We start from the raw sequence: 22,988 nt of genomic DNA, 5'->3' as shown, positions 1-22,988 counted from the left end.
TCAGCTCCCGTACACGCGCTGCGCCGGCCGCGCATCGGCGAGCAGTCGCGCGACCGCCGGGCCGACCTCGGCCGGCGCCCAGCGCGCGCCGCGATCGACGCGCGGGCCGGTGTGCCAGCCTTCGGCGACCGCGATCATCCCGCCCGCGACCTCGAACACCTGGCCGGTCACGTCGGCCGATGCCGCGCTGCCGAGCCACACGACGAGCGGCGCGACGTTGGCCGGATCGAAATAGTCGAAGCCGCCGTCCTCGGGCTGCTTCATCATGTCGGCGAACACGCCTTCCGTCATCGACGTGCGCGCGGCCGGCGCAAGTGCGTTCACGCGCACGCCGTAGCGCTGCAGCTCGACCGCCTGCATCAGCGTGAGCGCCGCGATGCCCGCCTTCGCCGCGCCGTAGTTCGACTGGCCGATCGAGCCTTGCAGCCCGGCGCCGGAACTCGTGTTGACGATCCGCGCGTCGACCGGATGGCCGGCTTTCGCGGCGTCGCGCCACGCGCGCGCCAGCACGTTCGACAGGCAGAAGTGGCCGCGCAGGTGCACGCGTATCACGTCGTCCCAGTCGGTTTCGGTCATGCTGGTGAACATCTTGTCGCGGCAGATGCCCGCGTTGTTGACGAGCACGTGCACGTCGCCGAATGCTTCGCGCGCCGCGTCGACGATGCGCTGCGCGGTGTCGAGCCGCGTGATGTCGTCCGCATTCGCGAGCGCGCGGCCGCCACGTTGCGCGATCGCGTCGCACACGGCCTGCGCGGCGTCGTACCGGATGTCGTTGACGACGACCGCCGCGCCTTCGGCCGCGAACGCCAGCGCATATTCGCGCCCGAGCCCGCCGCCCGCGCCGGTGATGATGACGGTGCGTCCGTTACAGATTCCCATGCTGATGCCTCTTGGATCCTGGATCGTGAGATCGTGAAAATGACGCGCTCACAGGCGCTCGATGATCGTGACGTTCGCGAGGCCGCCGCCTTCGCACATCGTCTGCAGTCCGTAGCGGCCGCCCGTGCGTTCCAGCTCGTGCAGGAGCGTCGTCATCAGCCGCGCGCCGGTCGCGCCGAGCGGATGGCCGAGCGCGATCGCGCCGCCGTTCGGATTGGTCTTTTCGTGCGGGAAGCGCGTATCGGCAAGCCACGCCTGCGCGACCGACGCGAACGCCTCGTTCAACTCGACGACGTCGATCTGCGACCAGTCGAGCCCGCTCTTCTTCAATGCGGCCTTCGTCGCCGGGATCGGCGCGGTGAGCATCCACAGCGGATCGTCGCCGAGCACGCTCAGGTGATGAATGCGCGCGCGCGGCGTGAGGCCGTAGCGCTTCAGCGCATCCTCCGACACGATCAGCAGCGCGGCCGCCGCGTCGCAGGTCTGGCTCGCGACGGCGGCGGTCAGCGAGCCGCCCGGCGCGAGCGGTTCGAGCGTCGCCATCCTGTCGAGCGACGTGTCCGGGCGCGGCGTCTCGTCGTGCATCACGCCTTCGAGCGGCACGATTTCGCGCCTGAAATGGCCGGCCTCGATCGCCGCGACCGCGCGGCGGTGGCTTTCCAGCGCGTAGCGCTCCATCGCGTCGCGCGACAGGTTCCAGTGATCGGCGATCCGCTGCGCGGCGACGAACTGCGATACCGGCGCGTCGCCGAACCGCGCCCGCCAGCCGGTGCTGCCCGAGAACGGATCGTCGAAGCCGAGCGGCGCCGCGCAGGTCATCGCCGACGAGATCGGGATCTGCGTCATCGTCTGTACGCCGCCGGCCACCACCACGTCCTGCACGCCGCTCATCACGGCCTGCGCGGCGAAATGCACGGCCTGCTGCGACGAGCCGCACTGGCGGTCCACCGTCACGCCCGGCACCTGCAACGGCAGTCCGGCCGCGAGCCAGCAGGTGCGCGCGATGTTGCCCGCGAGCGGGCCAATCGTGTCGACGCAGCCGAACACCACGTCGTCGTAGTCGTCGGCGGGAATCGCGTTGCGCTCGACGAGCGTCTTCAGCACGAAGCCGCCGAGATCCGCCGCGTGCACGTGCGCGAGCCCGCCCTTGCGGCGGCCGGTCGGCGTGCGCAGCGCGTCGACGATATAGGCTTGTTTCATCAGTTCGGTTCCTCGAGGTCGAAGGTTTGCGCGGGGCCGATCGGCAACGCGTCGCCGAGGATCGCGTCGGCCACGCGGGCCTTGTGGAAGGCCGTGTCGCCCCAGCTGCCGGAGAGCGCCCAGATGCGCTTCATGAAGATCTGCAGATCGAGCTCCCACGTGTAGCCGATCGCGCCGTGCACCTGCATCGAGTGGCGCGCGGCAAGCTGCGCGGCCGACGTCGCCGCGAGCTTCGCGTGCGACACGAACACCGCGCGCTGCGGGTGATCGTCGGCGATCGCCTGCGCGGCGCGCGCGACCACCGGCCGCGCGAACTCGTAGCGGATCGCGACGTCGGCGAGCAGGTGCTTGAGCGCCTGGTACGAACCGATCGCCTTGCCGAACTGCTTGCGCTGCGCGCTGTAGTCGATCGCGACGTCGAGCACGCGCTGCGTGAGGCCGAGCAGTTGCGCGGCCACCGCGAACGCGCCGTGGTCGAGCGCGCGATTCAGCAGCGGCGCGGCTTCGTCGGCGAGCGCGATCCGCGTGGCGGCCGACGGCTCCCAGTCGAGCGTGAACAGCCGCCGCGACGGATCGACGCTGTCGACCGCGCGCCACGCGCACTGCGCGGGGTCGACGCGGTGCAGCTCGCCGCGGTGTTCGCACAGCAGCGCCTGCGCGACGTGCACGTCGGCCGCATACGGGTTCACCGGATGCACGAGCGCGACGCGCGCACGCCCTTCGGCGATGTCGCGCAGCAACGCGTCGCGCCAGTCGCTCGCGGGCAGCCGCGCGAGCACGCCGGCCGATACGAGCGCCGTGTCGAGCAGCGGCTCGGGGCTGCCGAAATAGCCGTAGGTCTGCGCGAGCAGCGCCCATTCCGCTTCGGTCAGGCCGACGCCGCCGTGCGTGTCGGGCACCGACACGGCGGTCAGCCCCTGCGACGCGAACAGCGCCCACAGGTCGTCCGAGCGCCCGGTCGGCGTGGCCCACAGCTCGCGGATCAGCTCGGGCGTCATCTCGGTCATCAGCAGGCGCTTCACGCTGTCCGCGAGCGCTTCCTGGTCTTCATCGAATACGAAATCCATACGATGTCCGTTCAGTGAGGGGGGGCGCCGGCGCCGTTACGCGCGCGGCATGCCGAGCATCCGTTCGGCGACGATGTTGCGCTGGATCTCGTTGGTGCCCGCGTAGATCGTGCCGGCCTGCGCGAACAGGAAGCCGTCGAGCCAGTGGCCGAGCGTCGCGTGCTGCGCGGCCGTCTGCGGAACGACCTCGCCGTGCGCGCCGAGGATGTCGAGCGCGGTCTGGTGCATGCGCAGATCGAGTTCCGACCAGAACACCTTGTTGGTGCTCGACTCCGCGCCGATATGGCCGCCCTTCAGCAGCCGGCTCGCGGTCGCATACGTCGACAGCGCATACGCCTGCGCATCCATCCACGCCTGCACCACGCGCTCGCGCAGCGTCGGGTCGCGGTCCGCGCTGTCGCGGTGCGCGAGATACAGGTCGCGCAGCGCCTGCGCGGTGCGCTGGAACCGTGCCGGCGAACGCAGCATCAGCCCGCGCTCGAAACCGGCCGTCGCCATCGCGACCTGCCAGCCCGCGCCTTCGGCCGCGAGCCGGTTGCCGACCGGCACGCGCACGTCGTCGAAGAAGATTTCCGCGAAGCCGGTCTGCCCGTTCAACTGCCGGATCGGCCGCACCGTGATGCCCGGCGCGGACAGAGGCACCATCAGGAACGTGAGCCCGTGGTGGCGCGACGAGTCGGGATCGCTGCGGAACAGGCCGAAGAGCCAGTCCGCCCACACCGCGCGCGTCGACCAGATCTTCTGGCCGTTCAGCACGTATTCGTCGCCGATACGGGCCGCCGTCGTGCGGATCGCGGCCATGTCCGAACCCGCGTTCGGCTCCGACCAGCCCTGCGCCCACACGTGCTCGCCGGCCGCCATCGCGGGCAGGAAGCGCGCCTTCTGCTCCGCGGTACCGAAATCCATCAGCGTCGGGCCGAGCAGGAAGATGCCGTTCTGGTTCACGCGCATCGGCGCGTCCGCGCGCCAGTACTCTTCCTCGAAGATCAGCCACTCGATCAGGTCGCAGCCGCGCCCGCCGAGTTCGCGCGGCCACGTGACCATGCTCCAGCGGCCCGAGTGCAGCGTGCGCTCCCAGTCGCGGTGGGCGGCGAAGCCTTCCTCGGTGTCGAAGCTCGGCAGCCGCTCGCGCGGCACGTGCGCGGCGAGCCATTCGCGGATCTCCGCGCGAAACGCCTGCTGTTGCGGCGTATAGGTCAGGTTCATGCGCGGGCCTCCCCGGCAGCGGCCTGCGCATCGAAGCGCGCGTCGCGCTTTTCGACGAACGCGGCGCGCGCTTCGGTCGAATCGTTCGTCATGTACGCCTGCAGCGTGAAGCCCTGCTCCCAGCGGTACTTGTCCTCGAGATCGCCGTCTTCGACGCCGTTCAGCGCCTCCTTCGCGAGCCGCACCATCGCCGGGCTCTTCTCCGCGATCCGGCGGGCGATCGCGAGCGCCGCGTCGCGCAGCGCGTCGCGCGTCACGACCTGCTCAAGCGCGCCGAGCCGGTACGCTTCGGCCGCGTCGATCATGTCGCCGGTGAAATACATCGTGCGCACCTTCTGCACGCCGAACAGCCGTTGCAGATGCGCGCCGCCGCCCATCGCGCCGCGATCGATCTCGGGCACGCCGAAGCGCGCGCAGTCGGCCGCGACGACGATGTCCGCCGCGCCGCAGATGCCGATCCCGCCGCCGAGCACGAAGCCGTGTACGGCCGCGATTACGGGCTTCGGGTTGCGGTGCACCGCGCGGAACGTCTCGTAGTTGCCTGCGTTGACCGACACGATCCGCTCCGGATGCGCGGCCAGCTCCTTGATGTCGACGCCCGCGCAGAAGCCGCGGCCCTCGCCGCGCACGACGATCACCCGCACGTCGTCGTCCTCGCCGAGCGCGTCGAGCGCGCGAGCAAGCGCGTGCCAGCCCTGCGCGTCGAGCGCGTTCACGGGCGGATGGGCGATCACCAGTTCGGCGATGCCGTCTGCGCGATCGATCCGGAACGGCATCGCGCCGGCCGGTTGGTGGGTTGCTGTCATCTCCTCTGCCTCCCTGTGATTGTGTTCACGCGGCCTCGGCGGCCGGCGCGCCGCGCAGCGCGGCCAGCGCGTCGAGCCGCTCGCCGGCTTGCGCGACGATGCGCGCAATCAGCGCGTCGCACGATTCGATCGCGCCGATCATCGCGGCCGCCTGGCCGCTCGGCAGCACGCCTTCGTCCGGACGCCCCTCGACGATCGCGCGCTGGATCAGGAACGGCGCGTTCGCGGCCATCAGCGTCTGGCTGGCCGTGTAGTCGTGCGAGCGCAGCGCCCTGAGCGCGAGGCCCAGCATGTCGGCCGTGCTCAGGCCGTTCCGGCGCCGCCACGCTTCGGCGGTTTTCAGCGCGAACCACGTGCGGCGCAGCGGGCCGAAGCGTTCGAGCTTCAGCAGATACGGGTTGTCGATCATCCGTTGCGGCAGCCCGTCGAGCGCATCCGACACGCGGATGCGTGCCGGGTCGCCCACGGCCACATAGCGATCGAGCGTCGCGCGCGGCACCGGCGATTCGGCGCTCATCAGGAAGCGCGTCCCCATCGCGATGCCGGCCGCGCCGTACGCGAGCGCGGCGGCCAGCCCGCGCCCGTCGAAGAAGCCGCCTGCCGCGACCACCGGCACCTGCACCGCGTCGAGTACCTTCGGCAGCAGCAGCGTGGTCGGCACCGCGCCCGTGTGGCCGCCGCCTTCCGCGCCCTGCACCGTCACGATGTCCGCGCCGAGCTCGACCGCCTTCGCCGCGTGCTTCGGCGCGCCGACGGTCGGCATGCAGACGATGCCGGCGTCCTTGAAGCGGCGGATCGTCTTCGCATCGGGCCCGCGGCCGTAGCTCACCGCGCGCAGCCGGTGCCTGATCGCCAGCTCGACGACCTGCTGCGCGTTCTTCTGGAACATGTGGAAGTTGATGCCGAACGGTTGATCCGTCAGCGACTTCACTTTCAGGATCTCGGCTTCGACCTGCTCCGGGTCCAGCGTCGCGCCGGCCAGGAAGCCGAAGCCGCCCGCGTTGCTCGTGGCCGCGACGAGCCGTGCATCGGCCACCCAGCCCATCGCGGTCTGTACGATCGGATAGCGGCAGCCGAGCAGGTCGCACAACGGCGTATGCAGCGTCGTGCTCATGCGGCGGCTCCGTTGACGGCGACCGGCGCCGGCGCTTGCGTGTCGCTTCGCTCCGCGCCGTTCGGCTGACGCTGCGAACTGGCCATGCTGCGCGCGTCGTAGCCGCCCAGACGATCGCCGCTCACCAGCTCGTTGTGCGCATGCGCGAAGTGATGCCATGCGAACGCCGCGTCCATCGCCGCGCGCTTGCCTTGCAGTTCCTCGACGTGATTCAGCGCCTGCTTGGTCAGCGTGAGTCCGAGGCGCGGCATCGTCGCGATCTTCGCGGCGATCGCGTAGGTCGCGTCGCGCAGCCGTTCGCGCGGCACCACGCGGTTGACCATCCCCATCTGGTACGCCCGCTCGGCCGGCATCCGTTCGCCGAGAAACAGGAACTCCTTCGCGATGCGCGGGTTCAGCTCGTACGCATGCGCGAAATACTCGACGCCCGGAATGCCCATCCGCACGACCGGATCGGCGAAGAACGCATCCTCCGACGCGACGATCAGGTCGCACACCCACGCGAGCATTAGCCCGCCTGCGATGCACGCGCCGTGCACCATCGCGATCGTCGGCTTCGGCAGGTCGCGCCAGCGCCGGCACATCCCGAGGTACACCTCCTGCTCGCGCGCATACAGGAATTCGCCGCCTTCCTTGTCGACGTGGTCGTACCACAGCGACGCGCGGTCGAACGACTCGTGGATGTCGCGGCCCGGCGTGCCGATGTCGTGACCCGCCGAGAAATGCTTGCCGGCGCCCGCGAGCACGATCGCCTTCACCGCGTCGTCGTGCGCCGCGCGCCGGAACGCCGCGTCGAGCGCATACGTCATCTTCGAGTTCTGCGCGTTGTGATACTCGGGACGGTTCATCGTGATCGTCGCGATGCCGCCTTCGACCGCGTAGTCGACGACACCGTCGCCGAAGGTCACCTGGGTCGCTTCCATGTCGGGCCTCATCCGCGGCGCGGCGCCGGATTGTTGCGCACGATCGTCGCGCGCAGGTTGTGAGGGTCGAGCGCACGCACGATGCGCAGGTCTTCCGCGTCCGGCGCGGCCGTCGTGCCGAGGTCCGGCGCGGCGATCAGCGGAAAACCGGTCGCGTCCTGTACCTCGTCGAAGCTCACGCCCGGATGCAGCGAGCGCACGCGGATCGCGTGGTCGGGGCCGCCGAAATCCATCACGCACAGATCGGTGACGATGCTGCGCAGGTCGACGAAGGTCTTCATCCCCGGCAGCCGGCGCACCGGGTTGTAGCCGACCGTGCACACCATGTCGACTTCACCCGCGACGAACGTGCGCTTGCCGTGGCCGCTGACGAAGAACGAGTTCGCGTGGTTCGTCGTGTTGCCGGGGAAGCCGCGCGCGCCAAGCAGCTGGGTTTTCGGGCGCGCGTAGTCGTCGCCGAGCCACGAGATGTTGGCCTGGCCGAAACGGTCGATCTGCGTCGGCATCACGAGCGCATGACGGCGGCCGTGCCACAGGCAGTCGAACACGCGCTCGTAGGTCATCCAGCCGCTCGCCTTCACGCGATAGCCGTCGGGGCGCGGGCCGAGCGGCACCGGCTCCTCGACGAGATACGCTTCGCCGTCGGTCAACAGCAGTCCGTTGTTGTAGGCGAGCCGTGCGAGGCCGGCCGCGAGCCGCGGGCCCGTGCCGATGCCGGTCGCCAGCACTTCGCCGTCGTCGCGCCAGAGTCGCGCGGACGCGACGATCATCAGTTCCGCGAGGGAATGGTCAAGAGATTCGCTCACAGGCGCTCCTTTACAGAATCGGCAACGGCAGCGTCGTCACATGCGACAGGCCGCCGACGCCTTCGAGGTACTGACGTTCGTCCTGGCCGACCACGTCGCGCAGGTAGGCCGCCGTCTTCGCGTCGTCCTCCGCGCTCGCGCAGTACGCGCGCAGGTGCGGCAGGTCCCAGCCGTAGGCCGGCCCGCACGACGTCGGGTGCGCGCCGCCCGGCGCGTGCACGACGCCCGTGACGAGCGAGCGCTCGAACGGGTTGCGTTTCGCGGCGTCGAGGTCTTCGGTCGCGATCGATGCGTCGACCTTTTCCGCCGACACGTAGCAGCGCTGCGCGGCGCGCGCCATCCACGCGTCGAAGAACGGATCGGGGCCGTCGATGCGCGTGTTGCCCATCCGGTCGGCTGCGTTCACGTGCAGCAGCGCGACGTCGAGTTCGAGCGCGGGCATCGCGAGCAGCGTTTCGCCGTCGTCGTACGGCGACTGCACGGTGCGCAGTTGCGGTGCGTGATCGAGCAGCGCGGTGCCGAGCCCGGCGCGCGTCGGCAGGAACGGCAGCCGCGCGGCGGCCGCGCGCAGGCCGAGCTGCAGCATCCCTTCGTCGAGTTCGAGCACGTCGACGCGGCCCTGCGCGCGCGCGCGCCGGAAATGCGGTTCGAGCGGGATCACGTCGAGCGACACGAAGCCGAACACCACCTTGCGCACCTTGCCCGCCGCGCACAGCAGGCCGACGTCGGCGCCGCCGTACGCGACGACCGTCAGGTCTTTCAGGTCGGAGCGCGCGATTTCGCGCACCAGCGCCATCGGCTTGCGCCGCGGCCCCCATCCGCCGATGCCGATCGTCATGCCGTCGGCGAGTTGCGCGACCACGTCGCGCGCGGACATCGTCTTGTCGAGAGGTTTCATCGTCATCGTGCTGGCTTACCGGTATCCGATGCTGAAATCGTGGCCCCACTGGCTCACCTTCGTGGCCTCGAACACCGCATGTTTCGACCAGTCGACCGTGAGGCCGCCGAAGCCGTATTCGAGATCGAAGCCGCCGGGGGTCTTCATGTAGAACGAAATCATCTGGTCGTTGCAGTGCCGGCCGAGCGTCGCGGACATCTTCACGTCGTGCGCGGCGACCCGGTCGAGCGCGCGGCCGACTTCGTCCATCGAGTCGACTTCGGCCATCACATGCACGCAGCCCGACGGCACGGCCATCTCGAACAACGCGAGACTGTGATGGCGCGCGTTGCGGCAGTGCATGAAATGGATGCGTTTCTCGGGTTCGGCCGGATCGGGCGTGAACTTCACGCGATAGATGTCGGACAGCTCGAAGCCGAGCACGCCGCGCACGAACGCGTCGGTCGCATCGAACTGCGGCGCGGGCAGCACCGCGTGGCCGAGCCCCATGTCGCCGGTGACGAAGCGCGCGACGCCCAGCGGCGACACGAAGCGGCGGAAGTCGCAGCGCGCGCCCCAGTACAGCTCGTGGCGGTTGCCGGACGGGTCGGTGCACCACGCCATCGCCTGCACGCGGCGCAGCGCGGCTTCGTCGCGACTCGCGCGCGCCGGCTCGACGCCCGCACGCTGCAGCGCCGCGAGCGCGGCGTCGAACGCGGCACCATCGGGCAGTTCCCAGCCCGACGCGAAATAGCGGTCGGTCGAGCCGGGGACGATCACGTAGCGGAAATCGCGCTCGTCCATCTTCAGGTACAGCGCGCCGTCGGGCGCGTCGAGCGCCTGCATGCCCAGCACGTCTTCCGCGTAGCGGCGCCACGCATCGACGCGCGTCGCCTCGACGACGACATAGCCAAGCGCACGGACATCGATCATGTCGGCCTCCTCCTGGTTCAGAATCCGTTGTTCGTGAAAGGATTCTGGCCGGTCGGGGGTGGCGTTACATCGTCTGTTGGGACGAGAGGCGGCGGGGAATCGAAGCGGCGCAGGCGCGCGCGCAAGCCCGGCGCGACGGGCCGGGCTTGCGGGAGGAAACGGGGCGCAGGGAAAGGTTGCCGCGGTGCGGCAATCCGGGTCAGTCGAACGGGTTCAGCAGCCTGACGCCGGTACGGGCGAAATCGTCGACGTTGCGCGTGACGACCGTGAGATCGTTGATCAGCGCGGTGGCCGCGATCAGTTTGTCGAGTTCGTGGGTCGGATCGGGCACGCGCAAATGCCCCCACATCTGGCTGATCTCGATGTCGACCGGCAGGATGTTCGGCGCATAGCCGGACAGGATGGTCGCCATCCAGGCCTCGAGCATCGACGCCTGGCGCGTATCGCCGCGATGACGGATCAGGTCGACGCCGCGGCGAAGTTCAGCAACCGTTACGACGGACAGGTAAAGCGGGCTCGCGTCGGCCGCTGCTTGCTTGAAGAATGCCCGCACGCCGCGGTTGGTTCGCTTGCCCTTCCTGATTTCGCTGATGACGTTCGTATCAATCAGATAGGCTTGACGATTCGACGCGTTTTCTTTTGCTTTCAATTGGTTAGAGGCACATTTCGGCGAAAAAACACTTGCTGGAGTGTCCATCTTGCCGCCGTGAGAATCAAGCACTTACCCTCGACCGTCTTCCAGTCGACTTGCGGCCTATCCATCGCCCCCTTCGACGTCGCCTACGCAGGCACGAACCGAACGCGCCGCCATGCGTCCGGATCGCGACACACGCCCTCGTTGTCCGGCGTCACCTCGACGAGCCCGTGCATTTCGCCGCGCTCACGCGGAACGCATACGAGATCGAACGACCATATCCCATCGAATACGTTCTCCGGGTTGCCGCGGAAGTTCAGACGGTTGTACACCGGTGTAATGAAATACCAGACGCGATAGCCAAGCGGCGCGAAGTACTCGAGAAACGACTTCGAACTGTCTCCCGTGTAGTGGTTGAGGTATTCGAGATACACGATCGGACGCAGTGTCCGGATTGAATCCTGCGCGCCGCGAATGGTTTGAATTTCGAAACCTTCGACGTCGGCTTTCAGGAAGTCGAGTCTCGGCAGCCGCAACGAATCGATCGTGCGCAACGGCACCTGTTCGGCCACGGCATGACTCATCAGTAGCGATGATCCGCCGAAATTGTTCGGCAATCGCGGGTCCACGATCGGAAACTCGACAGTCTCGTCGACGTCGCCAACCGCATACTGAAATGCACGCACGTTCAACCGCTCGTTCAGCGCGAGATTCGCATTCAGCAATTGAAACGTGTGCCGCTGTGGTTCGAACGCGAATACCGTTCCGTTATCGCCAACTGTTTTGGAGAGCATGACAGTATGCGAACCGATGTTCGCCCCGGCCTCGACAACCGTGTCGCCCTGCCGAACCATCTGCATAAACAGGAATGCTTCCGGCTCCGACCACTCCCCATACAACGACAGGCTGCGACCGACAAACTCATCATTCGAATTAAACAGCATCTTGCCGTGTCGACACATCCGATCCTCATACAGCGGCATCACGACCCCGTCTTCGTAGTTATTCACGGAATGTGATTATAGGGTCAAGACGTCTAAACTAATATTCCTCGGTATCCGCGAAATTATTCTTCTGACATATCCCGTCGGGTGTGCGTCATCGTACGGCGTTCACATACGTACATATGACGAGATGGCCGCCAACGTGCCAGGGATTCGTTGATCAATGGTGTTCTGGGCAAAACATCCCCACCCGTCATATTCCAGGCCGTAGAGCATGCAAAGACATGCCATGAAACCGGAAACGGACAAGATATTGTGCTGCTGGATAGGCATGTTGATCGCCACGCTTGCTGGTCGCGGTGCATCTTACCGTCCGCGACGAGCGCGCTGCATCGTCGGTGTTTGCTGGGCTTCGTCGGGCGAGGTGCCTCTTCCAACTTCCGCTAACTTTATTTGCAAATCCATTAGCACTTTGCAAACATACGTTCATGCACTCAATCGAATCCCCAAACAAGCCGCCCAAGCCCTCAAGGCAATGCCGCGCAACATTTCGGTGACGATTCGGGAAAAGATCGATGCACTGGCTGCCGATCCCTACGCACCGAATCCGAACGCGAAGAAGTTGGCAGGCCAGCCCGGCTACCGGCTCCGAGTTGGCGATTGGCGTGTGTTGTACGAAATCGAAGACGGCCGCGTTGTGATCGTTGTGCTGGCCGTCAAACCCCGTGGAGGTGCCTACAAATGACCGAAGTTCAATTTATCGAGCAGGACGGCCACCGGGCCTTTGCGGTGGTCCCCATCGAACTGTGGGACCGCGTGAAGGATCTGCTCGAAGACCTCGAAGACGAAGCGCTGTATGCACGCGCAAAGGCAAGCGACGACGGCCACCGCATCCCGGCCGCCGTGCTTGACGCGGAACTGGCTGGCGATCATCCCGTTCGCGCGTGGCGCAATCATCTGCGTATGACACAAGATGCTCTCGCCGCAGCAGCGGGCATCAGCAAACCGTATCTCAGTCAGATCGAAACGCGTCAACGCGTCGGCACTACCGACGTGCTGTCCAAGATCGCCAGCGCGCTCTCCGTGCCGGTTGACGAACTGATCGAGCGACTGCCTGCGCAACCGTAACGTGATGTCGCTCGTCTCGTCGGGCTGCGCGAGGGATTGAGTCTCTTCGGGTAAAGCTGGGTTCTTAAGGAATTCTGAACAAGTTCTGAACACGCCCTTCGGCGACAAGGGCTGTCATCCGATCGAATGCTTCAATCAAATACACGCGTGGCCCCGCCGGAATCCTGAACACGTTGAAAATCCGCGTCGTCGCCAACATCAGGCATGCTCATCAGCACCTGCGCAAATGTCTTTCGCTTCGGCCGGCCGAGCGCATCGGCCAGAATGGCCCGGTGTTCGGCCTCGGCACTCCGGCCATTTGCCGCAGCCTGCTCGCGCAGGCTCTGAACGATACTGTCATCCACGTTACGCACCAGTAGATTTGCCATAAGTTCCTCCATCCTGGTTTGATATCAATGATAGCGCCGCGACTGCGAACTGCAATCATCGCCATCGGCGGAAAGAGGACAGTGATTGGCGTCGGCGAACGATAACGAGCCGCATGAATCGTCTCGGCATGCGCCGCTCGCCCGACGGGTCGAATTGCTGTTAGCAAGGTAAGCCGGATCGGAACGGAAAGACGGCCGATCGACTATTCACCCCGTCTTGTGGAGGCGCACGCAAACCGCAGCGAGGCGGCTGCATTCACCGCCGCCGCGCGCCGTGCTCGCAACGGTCGTCGGTCGGCGAGCGTTGCCACGCCCGTATCGGCGATGCCGGCGTCGCCCTCCCCGGCACACGCGACGCCAGCGGAACCACTCAGAACCGATACGAAATCCCGATCTGCAGCACCGGGTACCACCGATAGCGCGACATCACCTGCCGCAGCGAATCCAGCCCGCTCGCGGCCAGGATCTGGCTCTTCGCCGGCCCGGCCGCGGCTGCCAGTTCCGGCGACAGCGTGTACGAGCATTTCGGTATCCCGTACGCGACGCCGAGGTCGGCAACGAAACCCAGCCCCTTCGACGCCGGCCGATGCCCGTAGCCGATCCCGAAGTACGGCATCACGGTCGGATAGCGCGCTTCCGCCACCGCGTACATTCCCGGCAGCGCCGGATAACGCTTGCCGCCGAACACATAGGTGCCGTTGGTCGGCACGGATACGCCGTGAAGCTCGTCGTCGTTGAAACGCAACCCGAGCGTCGCCCGGAAGCCGCTGCCTCGCCACGGAAAGACATCGGCGTACAAGCCGCCCTGGCGCAACTTCAGGTCGTCCTGATAGCGATTGCCTGCCACCGTGAAATCATGCGTCAGATCGATCGCATTGAAATCCGCGTGCGCCCCCAGCATCGAATTGAAGCTCACGGCCGCGCCGATGCCGACGCCCTGCGTACCGCCCTGCAGGTAGATCTCCTGCGCGTGCGCGCTAGCCGCGCACATCGCCGCGACCGCTGCCCATTGGTTCACCGTCATTTTCACGGGCGCCTCCCCCGACATGTGCCGGGCGCGCGTCGCCAACGCATGCGGCCTGCGCCGCCTGCGCGTTGCGAACCCCGACACGACACCTTGCAAGCACGCTTGCCGTTCTACGGATCGGGAACGCGTTGCCCCGCGCGCATGACCGATACGACATGCGCGGCGCCCGCGGCCCGATCCGATTCCCCGTTTGTTTCGATGTCGTTGCATGCCGGCGATGCGTTCATCGTGGTTGCCCATTTCGTTCGCACCGGCGGCACCGGGTCAACCGCAAAGCGCATGCCATGCGACGCAAACCGAAGCGCGACAAGCGTGAGCGCCGAACACGGGCGGTCACGCGGCTTGTCATCGGAGGAAATGTTTCAGGAACGCATCGTGATTCGGCGAGCGATGCCGGCACACGCGACCTGCCGCGCCGTCCATCGAGGCCGCAATGCGCGCGGAACGAGGCTGAACGGCCTTCAGCGGTCGGGAGTCGCCGTTGCCGTCAAGGGTGTGTGACGCAACGCATCGAAGAATGCGTTGCAAGAATGTGACCTCGCGCCCGTCGAGCGCGAGGCCGATGCGCGATCGCGCGTGGCGATGCAGGGTGAATACGGATGCCGGCGGGTATCTAATACTTAAGATTTATTGGCTTTCTAGATCACCATCCGAACGGAGCCCCTTGATACAATCCATCAACCAAGACCGATCCGATTTATAAATCAATCCGGCAAACGGAAAATTGCAGGCGACGCACCTCACCTCGAACATCCGCGGCAACCATCGGCAATTTATAAGACAAATCGACTAGCGGGGAAAATGTGAAACACATCGCAATTCTTTTGTTGGTTGCAGCCACTGTTGCTGCTTGCAATTCGAAACAATCCGACAACAGTGCTCAGTCGTCAACGACAAGTCCCAATTCATCCAGCGACACTTCCACGCCGCAGCAACCGCCCCCAGTGGTGGCCCCTGCGCCTCCGCCCCCTTCACACAACTACGCAATGAGCCAAGATGGCACGTATGGTTACGAGCCTGCACTTAGTGAAGACGACGTGAGAGCAGGAAAGGCCACGAAGGCGCTTGTCATGATGCGCTATGTGGGCCTGAGGGATGGAAGCTATATTCTGCTCCTGGTCGATGAAGACAATCCGAATATTTCGAATCGCATTACGTGTTCAGCCCCGTGCAATTTCGCCAAGTCGCAAACCATGGCCGGCGATTCGGTTGTAAAAACTGAAACCATACGGGTTGTACCCAATTCGCTGATCGGCGCAATGATCGAAGACGCGATGTCAGGGCAGCTGACGCCCTATGGTCAACGCACGGCAACGTTGCCCCAGTCTCAACAATCAGCGACTACGACGCTCTCGCCACCATCGAATTTACCTGTTGCGCAGCCAGTGGCAAATCAACCCGCAAGCGACGCTGCAGCCTCCCCCCTGCAACAAACCAGCTTCGACTGTGCTAAAGCCAAGTCCATTCCGGAATTTTTGATCTGTCACGATCCCGATCTTGCGGCTTCAGATCGAGATCTGGCCGCGACTTACCAACAAGCGAAAGACGCCGTCATCGACAAGGCTGCCTTTGTTGAGCGGACACGCAAACAATGGAATTTTCGTGAGAAAAATTGTCGCGACAAGGAATGTCTGACATCGTGGTATGCGTATCAGAAGCGCGTTCTGACGAAGATCGCCCAAACCGGCGATGTTAACGTTCAAGACAATTGACGCGGCTCAAGCGACGCCGACGCCTGCTCGTCCGAGCAGGCGTCTTCGCACTCGCTACAACCCATACCCGCCCGACACATTCAACTGCTGCCCGGTGATGTAATTCGCCCGATCCGACGCGAGAAACACCGCCGCCCGCCCGATATCGGGCGCCTTCCCCCAGCGCTTGAGCGCGAGCATCTTCTGCGTCTCGTCGATCCACGCCTGGTCGAACTGCCCTTGTTCGAGCAGCACCGGAAACATCCCGGCCTCGATCACGCCGACCAGGATCGAATTCGCGCGGATCTCGTGCCGGCCTTCCTCGCGCGCGAGCCCCTTGACCAGCGCCTCGTTGGCCGCCTTCGGCGCGACCGACAGCCCGTCGCGATCCGGCCAGCGCAGGTGCCCGGCCGAGCCGAGCGTGACGAACGATCCGCCGCCCGACGCGCGGAAATGCGGCAACGCGGCCTTCGCCGCGTTGAAAAAACCGACCGTCTCGACGTCGATCGCACGGCGCCAGTCGTCGTGCGTCATGTCACCGATATGGCGCTGGTTCACGAACGGCCCGGCCGCCCACACAATCGTATGCACGCGGCCATGCGCGCCGATCGCAGCCGCGAGCGCGGCGTCGACCTGCGCGGGATCGGTCACGTCCACGCGGTGCGTGGAGGCCGCGACACCTTCGTCGCGTATGTCGCGTGCGACGCGCTCGGCCACGTCGGCCTTGCTGCGGTATCCCACCGCGACCGGCACGCCGGCCCGCGCGAACTCGCGCGCGACATCCTGCCCGATCCCGCCGCTGCCGCCGAACACCAGTACCGCCCCCTGCGGAAACCCGTTGTCGTTCATGCGTTCACCCCGTTCGTGTGTCGCGGCGGCGCTCAGGCCGCCGCCTCGGTCTGCGCCCGCAGGCGGTACTTCAGCACCTTGCCGGCGGCGCTCGTCGGCAGCTGCTCGACGAACGTGAAATAGCGCGGCACCTTGTAGTTCGCCATGTTGCGGCGCGCCCAGTCGTTCAGTTCGTCCGCGTCGGCATGCGCGCCCGGCCGCAGCACGACATACGCGTGCCCGACTTCGCCCAGCCGCGGATCGGGCACGCCGACCAGCGCCACCTGCGCGATCGACGGATGCGCGGCGAGCAGCCGTTCGATCTCGGCCGGATAACAGTTGAAGCCGCCGACGATGAACATGTCCTTGATGCGGTCGGTGATCTTCAGGTTACCGTTCGCATCGACGCAGCCGAGATCCCCCGTATGCAGCCAGCCGTCGGCATCGACGGTCTCGCGCGTCGCGTCCGGCTGGTTGAAGTAGCCGCGCATCACGTTGTAGCCGCGCACCCAGATCTCGCCGGTCTCGTCCGGCCCGAGCGGCGCGCCGCCCGGCCCCGCGATGCGCAGCTCGACGTCCGGCATCGGCCGGCCGGACGTACAGGCGACCGTCTCGGCATCGTCGCCCTGCCGGCACAGCGTCGCGAAACCGCACGACTCGGTCAGCCCGTAGCCGGTCAGCACCGTCTCGAAGCCGAGCTCCGCGCGCATCCGCTCGATCAGGCTCGGCGCGATCGCAGCCGCCCCCGTCACCGCGATCCGCAACGACGACAGGTCGTGCCGCGCGCGATCGGGTGCGTCGAGCAGCGCGTAGTACAGCGTCGGCGGCCCGGGCAGCACCGACACGCGATCGTCGGCCACGCGCCGCAGCACGTCGGCCGGCTGGAACACGAGATGCGGCAGCACGGTCGCGCCGCTCGACAGCGCCGCGAGCCAGCCGGCCTTGTAGCCGAACGTGTGGAAGAACGGATTGACGATCAGGTAGCGGTCGTCGGCGCGCACGCCGGCGATCGCCGCCCACGCCTGCGCGGCGCGCAGGTTCTGGCCGTGCGCGGTCATCACGCCTTTCGGGCGGCCCGTCGTGCCGGACGTGAACATCAGGTCCATCACGGTGTCGGGCGTGACCTGCGCCTCGCGTACCCGCACCGCCGCCAGCGGCACCGCGGCGCCGCGCGCGAGGAACGCGTTCCAGGTCTCGTCGCACGCGCCGGCGGGCGGCTCGCCGTCGAACACGACCACGCGTTCGAGCGTCGCGGGCCGGTGCGGCGCGAGCATCGCCGGATAGGATTCGCCGAGGAAGGTGCCGCAGCAGAACAGCAGCCGCACGCCGCCGTCGTGCAGGATGCCGCCCACCTCCATCCCCTTCATTCGCGTATTGACCGGCACGAGGATCGCGCCGACGGTGTGGATCGCCAGCGCCGCGACGATCCACTGCGGCAGGTTCGGCGCCCACACCGCGATGCGGTCGCCCGCGTCGATGCCGCTCGCGAGCAGCGCGCGGGCCGCGTCGACGCGCGCCGCATCGAGTTCCGCGTAGGTCAGCCGGCCGTGTTCCGACTCGATCGCCGGATGCGCGCCGTGGCGCGCGGCTGCCCGTGCGATCAGCGCGGGCGTGGTCAGGATTTCGTTGTCCATCGTCATAGATCAGGGTGGCCGTGCGCGCCGCCGGCGCGCCGCGGCTCAGTCGGGAAACACCACGCGCAGCGCGTCGCTCGCGGGCCGCGCGCAACAGGCGAGCGTCCAGCCGGCCGCGATCTCGTCGTCGTCGAGCACGTGGTTGCTGTCGAGCGCGACTTCACCACGCTCGATCCGGCACATGCATGCGCCGCACTGCCCCATCCGGCAGGAATTCGGCGCCGGCACGCCCGCGCGCAGCATCGCGTCGAGCAGCGTTTCGCCGGGTGCGCTGTCGAACGCGAACGCGTCGCCGTCGAGGACCGTCTCGATCGCCGCGCCGTCGCCGGCCTCGGCTGCCGTCGCGGACGGATCGGCCTGCGCCGGCGCATCGGGCAACGACGCAAACCGCTCGACGTGCACCCGCGCACGCGGCAGCCCGAGGCCGAGCATCGCGGCGAGCGCGTTCTCCATGAACAGCGCGGGCCCGCAGATGAACGTCTCCTGCCTGCTGAACGGCCGCGCGAGTTCCTCGAGATGGCGTTGCTGCGGGATGCCCTGCACGCTGTCGAGCCAGTGAATCGCGCGCAGCCGGCCCGGATGACGGTGCGCGAGCTGCTGCAGTTCGTCGCGGAAAATCACCGAACGCTCGTCGCGGTTCGCGTAGATCAGCGTCAGCATCCCGCGACCGTGCACGAGCGCCGATTTCAGGATCGACAGCACCGGCGTGATGCCGCTGCCGCCCGCGAACAGCAGCAGGTCGCCGTCCAGCGTGCGCGGCGTGAACACACCGGCCGGCGGCAGCACGTCGAGCGTGTCGCCCGCCTTCACGCGGTCGCACAGCCAGTTCGACGCGCGGCCGTCGCGTACGCGCTTGACGGTGATCTTCGGCGCGGCGTCGATACCGGGCGCGCTCGACAGCGAATAGCAGCGCGCGACGCTCGCATCCGCGCACGGCACGTTCAGCGTCAGGAACTGCCCGGGCCGGTACGCGAACGCGTCGCGCAACGCAGCCGGCACGTCGAACACGAACGAGCACGCGTCGTCGCTTTCTGCGATCACGTCGGCCACGGTCAGCCGGTGAAAACGGGAATCGCTCATCGCCCGCTCCTCATGCCGCGCCGGCCGTGTCGCCGGCAGCGCGATACGCTTGCGTCGACGCCAGCGCCGGCGCGACGCACGCAAACGCATTCAGCACGTGCGCGCTCGCGCCGCCGATCGTCCTCGCGAGTGCTTGCAGGATCGTGGTGTGCGCATCGTTCGTGTGGTCGCGGTTCAGTCTGCGTGTCATGTGTCGTCTCTTTCCGGTGCGATGAAACACGCGCGTCACGCGGCCGCGCGGCTCACCGGCGCGCCCGGCGTCGTGTACGCGCCGTCGAGATAGACGAGCGGATCGACGTCGCCGCTCATCAGCACCTCGCGAATGCGCCCGATGAACACCGTATGCGTGCCGTATTCGAAGCGGCCGTCCTGCTCGCACACGAGGCTCGCCTGCGCGTCGCGCAGATACGGCACGCCGTGCGCCGACGCCTGCCAGTCGCCGGTCGTGAAGCGCGCTTCGCCCTTCAGGCGGCCGCTGCAGTCGATCGCGATGCCTTCGTGCGCCGCCGACAGCACGTTCACGCAGAACCCCGCGCCCGCGTCGAGCGGCGGATACAGCGATGCGCTGCGGTTGATGCAGATCAGCAGCGAAGGCGGATCGGTCGACAGCGAATCGACCGCCGTCGCGGACATCGAGTAGCGCCGGCCGTCGTGCGCGCTGCTGATGACCGTGACGGAGCGCGCGAGACGGCGCATCGCGAGCAGCATGTCGGTGCGCAGCGGATGGGTGGTGAGATCGCTCATGATCGGACTCCGTCGGGTTCAGTCGTGGATCGCCGGGCGAGGCGGCCTTCGGCGTCGGCTGCGCGGGCAGCCAGGTGGTCGGCGGCGAGATACCCGAAGGTCATCGCCGGACCGAGCGTCGAGCCCGCGCCGGGGTAGCTCGCGCCCATCATCGAGGCACTGGTGTTGCCGATCGCGTAGAGCCCGTCGACCGGCTCGCCGTCGGCGCGCAGCACGCGGGCGTGCGCGTCGGTGACGAGCCCGCCCTTCGTGCCGATGTCGCCCGCGTCGATCCGCACCGCGTAGAACGGCGCCTGGTCGACCGGCCCCAGGCACGGGTTCGGCTCGTTGCGCGGATCGCCGTAGTACGTGTCGAACAGGTTGTCGCCCTTGCCGAACGCTTCGTCGACGCCGGTTGCCGCATAGCGCGCCATGTCGCGCAGCGTATCGTGCAGGCCGGCCGCATCGACGCCGATGCGCGCGGCCAGCGCGTCGACCGTGTCGGCCTTCACGAGCACGTCGCGGAATTCGGCCGGAATCCGCGCATCGGGCATCATCGACGCCGGCATGATCGGCCCGCACGGATACTTGCGGCGAAACCGCGCGTCGAACACCATCCACGCCGGCACGTTCGCGCCGGTACGCGCATGGTCGCGATACATCGCCGGCACGAATTCGGAATACGGCGCGGCTTCGTTGACGAAGCGCTTGCCGAGGCGGTTCACGATCACGCAGCCGGGCAGGTTGCGTTCGACGAACAGCGCGCGCTGCTTCTCCTCGCCGGCGACGCCGACCGTCGGCGCGCCCCACACGTGCTCCATCAGCGCGAGCGCGCCGCCGAGCCGGTGGCCTTCGGCGATCGCGTCGCCGGTGTTGGCAGGCGGTGTCGCGCTCCATTGCGACTGCGTCGGCTGCGGCAGATGGCGCTCGCGCATCGGCTGGTTGCGCTCGAAACCGCCCGCGCCGAGGATCACGCCGCGCCGCGCGACGATCGTCACGCGTTGCCCGAAGCGCTGCGCACGCACGCCCGTCACACGGCCGTCGTCGTCGAGCAGGTCGCGCATCGGCGTGTCGAGCCACACGGGCACGTTGCGGTCGAGCAGCGCGCGGCGCAGCCCGCCGATCAGCGCGTTGCCGAGCGTCAGGCGCCGGTCGCGCCGCGTGCGGCGGCGCATCCCGATATCGAGCCAGTAGCGGCCGAACTGTGCGAGCGCGAGCTTCATGAAGCCGGGCCCGCGCGAAAACAGCGTATGCGCCTCCTTCGACGTCACCGCGACACGCCCGCCGATCAGCGTGCCGGGCGACGGCGGCCGCAGCCGGTCGAACTCGTCGCCGAGCAGCGCGCCGTCGAACGGCAGCGGATCGAGCGCGCGATAGCCCGGCATCGCGCCCGGCACCTTCTGGAAATAGTCCGCGTACTTCGGCAGCGCCTGATAACGCACGGGCGTGTTCGATTCCAGGTAGCGCAGCATTTCCGGCGCGCGGTCGAGATACGTGTCGATTTTCTCGGGCGTCGATTCGCCGGCCACGCAGGCTTCGATATAGCCGCGCGCGGCCTCGCGCGAATCGGTCGCGCCCAGCTCGGCGATATGGTGATTGCACGGCACCCAGATGCCGCCGCCCGAGACGGCCGACGTGCCGCCGTACAGCGCCGTCTTCTCGATCACGACGACGGCCAGGCCGTGGTCGGCCGCGCGGCACGCGGCGAGCAGCGCGCCCGCGCCCGAGCCGACGACCACCACGTCGAACACGTATTGCTGTGCTTGCGGGTCGTTCATTGCGGCCTCGTCAGATGAAGAAGTCGGTGTTCTCGCGGCCGAGCATCACGGCGCCGAGGTTCTGGCCGAAACGATCCACGTTGTTCGCGTAGTGCGCGCGGGCCGCATGCAGGTCGAGGAAACGGCGCACCAGCGGATTGCGGTGATAGATGCCGTTACCGCCCGCGTAGCGCAGCAGTGCGTTCGCGGCCTGCGCGCAGCGCTCGGCGACCTGCGCGGACTGGTAGCGGAAATGCACGCGGCGCTCGATCGACACGGCCGGACCGCCGGTGACCGACGCCATCAGTTCCGCGAAATTGCGCTTGAGCAGCACCTTCATCTCGTCGATCGCGACGGCCGCGTTCGCGCACGCGTTCTGCGCCCCCGGATCGTCGGTCGTCTTCGCGCCGCTGTTGGCCGACACGCGGGTGGCCGCATAGCCGGTGAAATCGTCGAGCGCGCCCTGCAGCGCGCCGATGCACGACGTGCACACCGCGCGCACGAAGATCTGCGCGAACGGCAGCTTGAACAGCGGCGCATCGTTGACGGCGAGGCCCGGGCTCGTGCCCATCATCCCGTCGATCGCCTTGTGCGTGCGGTATGCGGGCACGAACACGTCGTCGACGACGATGTCGTGGCTGCCCGTCGCGCGCAGGCCGAGCACGTCCCAGTCCTGTTGAATCCGGTAGTCGGATTTCGGCAGCAGGAAGGTGCGGTATTCGGGCGGCTGGCCGGCTTCGGCCGGCGGCACCAGCGCGCCGAGGAACACCCATTCGCACAGTTCGCTGCCGCTCGAGAACTTCCAGTGGCCCGACAGGCGGAAGCCGCCGTCGACCGGCGTCACGCGGCCGACCGGCATGTAGGTCGACGCGATCAGCGTGGCCGGGTCGTTGCCCCATACGTCCTGCTGCGCGCGCGCATCGAACAGCGCGAGCTGCCAGTTGTGCACGCCGACGACGCCGTACACCCACGCGGTCGACATGCAGCCGCGCGCCAGCGCCATCTGGATGTCGAAGAACGCTTGCGGATCGAGCTCGTAGCCGCCGTAGCGCTTCGGCTGCAGCACCTTGAAGAAGCCGGCGGCCTGCATGTCGGCGATCGTCTCGGCCGGGATGCGGCCCTGTGCTTCCGCCTGCGCGGCGCGGGCGGCCAGCGTCGGCGCGAGCGCCTCGGCGCGGGCGATCAGCGTGGCGGCCAGTGCGTTCGAATCGTTGTCGCGATGCACGAATGTCTCCTGTGAAGCGGGTGATGCGCCGCGGCGCCTTTCCCGCTCTCGTTCAAAATGGTTCGGTGCGGCCGGGCCGCGGGCGATGCTCGCCACCCCCGATGGTCGGCTTCGCGCGAGCGCGCCGCATCGTCCGAC

The 22,988-nt window shown here is 67.4% G+C and carries 24 protein-coding genes; 3 read left to right on the top strand and 21 right to left on the bottom strand.

Annotation, left to right across the window (positions count from 1 at the left end):
* The 12 genes from HWX08_RS03540 to HWX08_RS03485 form a co-directional block, all read right to left on the bottom strand.
* A complete protein-coding gene (locus HWX08_RS03540; RefSeq protein WP_174919344.1) occupies window positions 1–879 on the bottom strand; it encodes an SDR family oxidoreductase in 879 nt (292 codons plus the stop codon).
* 48 nt (window positions 880–927) lie between these two features.
* Window positions 928–2,079, bottom strand: a complete 1,152-nt coding sequence (locus HWX08_RS03535) for an acetyl-CoA C-acetyltransferase (RefSeq protein WP_107312844.1) — start codon at window positions 2,077–2,079, stop codon at window positions 928–930.
* Window positions 2,079–3,146, bottom strand: coding sequence for an acyl-CoA dehydrogenase family protein (locus tag HWX08_RS03530; protein ID WP_174919343.1), 1,068 nt, complete (start codon window positions 3,144–3,146; stop codon window positions 2,079–2,081). Before HWX08_RS03530 ends, HWX08_RS03535 begins: the two co-directional genes overlap by 1 nt.
* Window positions 3,147–3,182: 36 nt before the next feature.
* Complete coding sequence (locus HWX08_RS03525) at window positions 3,183–4,352, bottom strand: acyl-CoA dehydrogenase family protein (RefSeq protein WP_069260072.1); 1,170 nt, start codon at window positions 4,350–4,352, stop codon at window positions 3,183–3,185.
* A complete protein-coding gene (locus HWX08_RS03520) occupies window positions 4,349–5,158 on the bottom strand; it encodes an enoyl-CoA hydratase family protein (RefSeq protein WP_174919342.1) in 810 nt (269 codons plus the stop codon). The genes HWX08_RS03525 and HWX08_RS03520 overlap by 4 nt, the downstream gene beginning before the upstream one ends.
* A 25-nt stretch (window positions 5,159–5,183) precedes the next feature.
* Complete coding sequence (locus HWX08_RS03515) at window positions 5,184–6,272, bottom strand: NAD(P)H-dependent flavin oxidoreductase (protein WP_069260073.1); 1,089 nt, start codon at window positions 6,270–6,272, stop codon at window positions 5,184–5,186.
* Window positions 6,269–7,195, bottom strand: a complete 927-nt coding sequence (locus HWX08_RS03510) for an enoyl-CoA hydratase (RefSeq protein ID WP_174919341.1) — start codon at window positions 7,193–7,195, stop codon at window positions 6,269–6,271. The genes HWX08_RS03515 and HWX08_RS03510 overlap by 4 nt, the downstream gene beginning before the upstream one ends.
* An 8-nt stretch (window positions 7,196–7,203) precedes the next feature.
* Window positions 7,204–8,001: a CoA-transferase subunit beta gene (locus HWX08_RS03505; RefSeq protein ID WP_174919340.1), complete on the bottom strand. Its 798-nt coding sequence runs from the start codon at window positions 7,999–8,001 to the stop codon at window positions 7,204–7,206.
* Between the two features lie 10 nt (window positions 8,002–8,011).
* Window positions 8,012–8,905 (bottom strand): CoA transferase subunit A, encoded by an 894-nt coding sequence (locus tag HWX08_RS03500; protein WP_174919339.1) that lies wholly within the window; start codon window positions 8,903–8,905, stop codon window positions 8,012–8,014.
* 9 nt (window positions 8,906–8,914) lie between these two features.
* Window positions 8,915–9,811 carry a VOC family protein gene (locus HWX08_RS03495; protein ID WP_069260077.1) on the bottom strand — a complete coding sequence of 299 codons (897 nt, stop codon included), beginning with the start codon at window positions 9,809–9,811 and terminating at the stop codon, window positions 8,915–8,917.
* 199 nt (window positions 9,812–10,010) lie between these two features.
* On the bottom strand, window positions 10,011–10,421 hold the full coding sequence (locus HWX08_RS03490) for a type II toxin-antitoxin system VapC family toxin (protein ID WP_069261152.1): 411 nt from the start codon (window positions 10,419–10,421) through the stop codon (window positions 10,011–10,013).
* 170 nt (window positions 10,422–10,591) lie between these two features.
* Entirely contained in the window at window positions 10,592–11,455 is an 864-nt protein-coding gene (locus tag HWX08_RS03485; RefSeq protein WP_226241895.1) for an FkbM family methyltransferase, read from the bottom strand.
* Window positions 11,456–11,678: 223 nt separating this feature from the next.
* On the opposite strand from HWX08_RS03485, the gene HWX08_RS34260 reads away from it, so the two are divergent.
* Entirely contained in the window at window positions 11,679–12,134 is a 456-nt protein-coding gene (locus HWX08_RS34260) for a type II toxin-antitoxin system RelE family toxin (RefSeq protein WP_244122674.1), read from the top strand.
* Complete coding sequence (locus HWX08_RS03475; RefSeq protein WP_174919338.1) at window positions 12,131–12,517, top strand: helix-turn-helix domain-containing protein; 387 nt, start codon at window positions 12,131–12,133, stop codon at window positions 12,515–12,517. Before HWX08_RS34260 ends, HWX08_RS03475 begins: the two co-directional genes overlap by 4 nt.
* 131 nt (window positions 12,518–12,648) lie before the next feature.
* On the opposite strand, the gene HWX08_RS03470 is transcribed toward HWX08_RS03475, so the two are convergent.
* On the bottom strand, window positions 12,649–12,885 hold the full coding sequence (locus tag HWX08_RS03470) for a FitA-like ribbon-helix-helix domain-containing protein (protein ID WP_069261154.1): 237 nt from the start codon (window positions 12,883–12,885) through the stop codon (window positions 12,649–12,651).
* A 370-nt stretch (window positions 12,886–13,255) separates the two neighbouring features.
* On the bottom strand, window positions 13,256–13,933 hold the full coding sequence (locus HWX08_RS03465) for a hypothetical protein (protein ID WP_069261155.1): 678 nt from the start codon (window positions 13,931–13,933) through the stop codon (window positions 13,256–13,258).
* A gap of 965 nt (window positions 13,934–14,898) precedes the next feature.
* On the opposite strand from HWX08_RS03465, the gene HWX08_RS03460 reads away from it, so the two are divergent.
* Window positions 14,899–15,624: a lysozyme inhibitor LprI family protein gene (locus HWX08_RS03460; RefSeq protein WP_076606011.1), complete on the top strand. Its 726-nt coding sequence runs from the start codon at window positions 14,899–14,901 to the stop codon at window positions 15,622–15,624.
* A 54-nt stretch (window positions 15,625–15,678) separates the two neighbouring features.
* On the opposite strand, the gene HWX08_RS03455 is transcribed toward HWX08_RS03460, so the two are convergent.
* From HWX08_RS03455 to HWX08_RS03425, 7 genes are read right to left on the bottom strand one after another with little or no spacing between them, the layout of a single operon-like run.
* Window positions 15,679–16,452 (bottom strand): SDR family NAD(P)-dependent oxidoreductase, encoded by a 774-nt coding sequence (locus tag HWX08_RS03455; RefSeq protein ID WP_174919337.1) that lies wholly within the window; start codon window positions 16,450–16,452, stop codon window positions 15,679–15,681.
* Window positions 16,453–16,484: 32 nt separating this feature from the next.
* Window positions 16,485–18,071 (bottom strand): FadD3 family acyl-CoA ligase, encoded by a 1,587-nt coding sequence (locus HWX08_RS03450; protein WP_279610497.1) that lies wholly within the window; start codon window positions 18,069–18,071, stop codon window positions 16,485–16,487.
* A 39-nt stretch (window positions 18,072–18,110) separates the two neighbouring features.
* Window positions 18,111–19,145, bottom strand: coding sequence for a ferredoxin--NADP reductase (locus tag HWX08_RS03445; protein WP_174919335.1), 1,035 nt, complete (start codon window positions 19,143–19,145; stop codon window positions 18,111–18,113).
* A gap of 10 nt (window positions 19,146–19,155) precedes the next feature.
* The gene (locus tag HWX08_RS03440) at window positions 19,156–19,335 is read right to left on the bottom strand and encodes a hypothetical protein (RefSeq protein WP_174919334.1); all 180 of its coding nucleotides are present in this window, start codon (window positions 19,333–19,335) and stop codon (window positions 19,156–19,158) included.
* Window positions 19,336–19,370: 35 nt separating this feature from the next.
* Window positions 19,371–19,889 (bottom strand): flavin reductase family protein, encoded by a 519-nt coding sequence (locus HWX08_RS03435; protein ID WP_069260084.1) that lies wholly within the window; start codon window positions 19,887–19,889, stop codon window positions 19,371–19,373.
* A complete protein-coding gene (locus HWX08_RS03430; protein WP_174919333.1) occupies window positions 19,886–21,646 on the bottom strand; it encodes an FAD-binding protein in 1,761 nt (586 codons plus the stop codon). Before HWX08_RS03430 ends, HWX08_RS03435 begins: the two co-directional genes overlap by 4 nt.
* A gap of 10 nt (window positions 21,647–21,656) precedes the next feature.
* Window positions 21,657–22,850: an acyl-CoA dehydrogenase family protein gene (locus tag HWX08_RS03425; protein WP_069260086.1), complete on the bottom strand. Its 1,194-nt coding sequence runs from the start codon at window positions 22,848–22,850 to the stop codon at window positions 21,657–21,659.
* Window positions 22,851–22,988 lie beyond the last annotated feature (138 nt).

This window comes from Burkholderia metallica (assembly GCF_902832845.1).
GTDB classification, from domain to species: Bacteria; Pseudomonadota; Gammaproteobacteria; order Burkholderiales; family Burkholderiaceae; genus Burkholderia; species Burkholderia metallica.
Note: the sequence above shows the minus strand (reverse complement) of the source record. Positions and strands in the feature narration are given on the sequence as shown.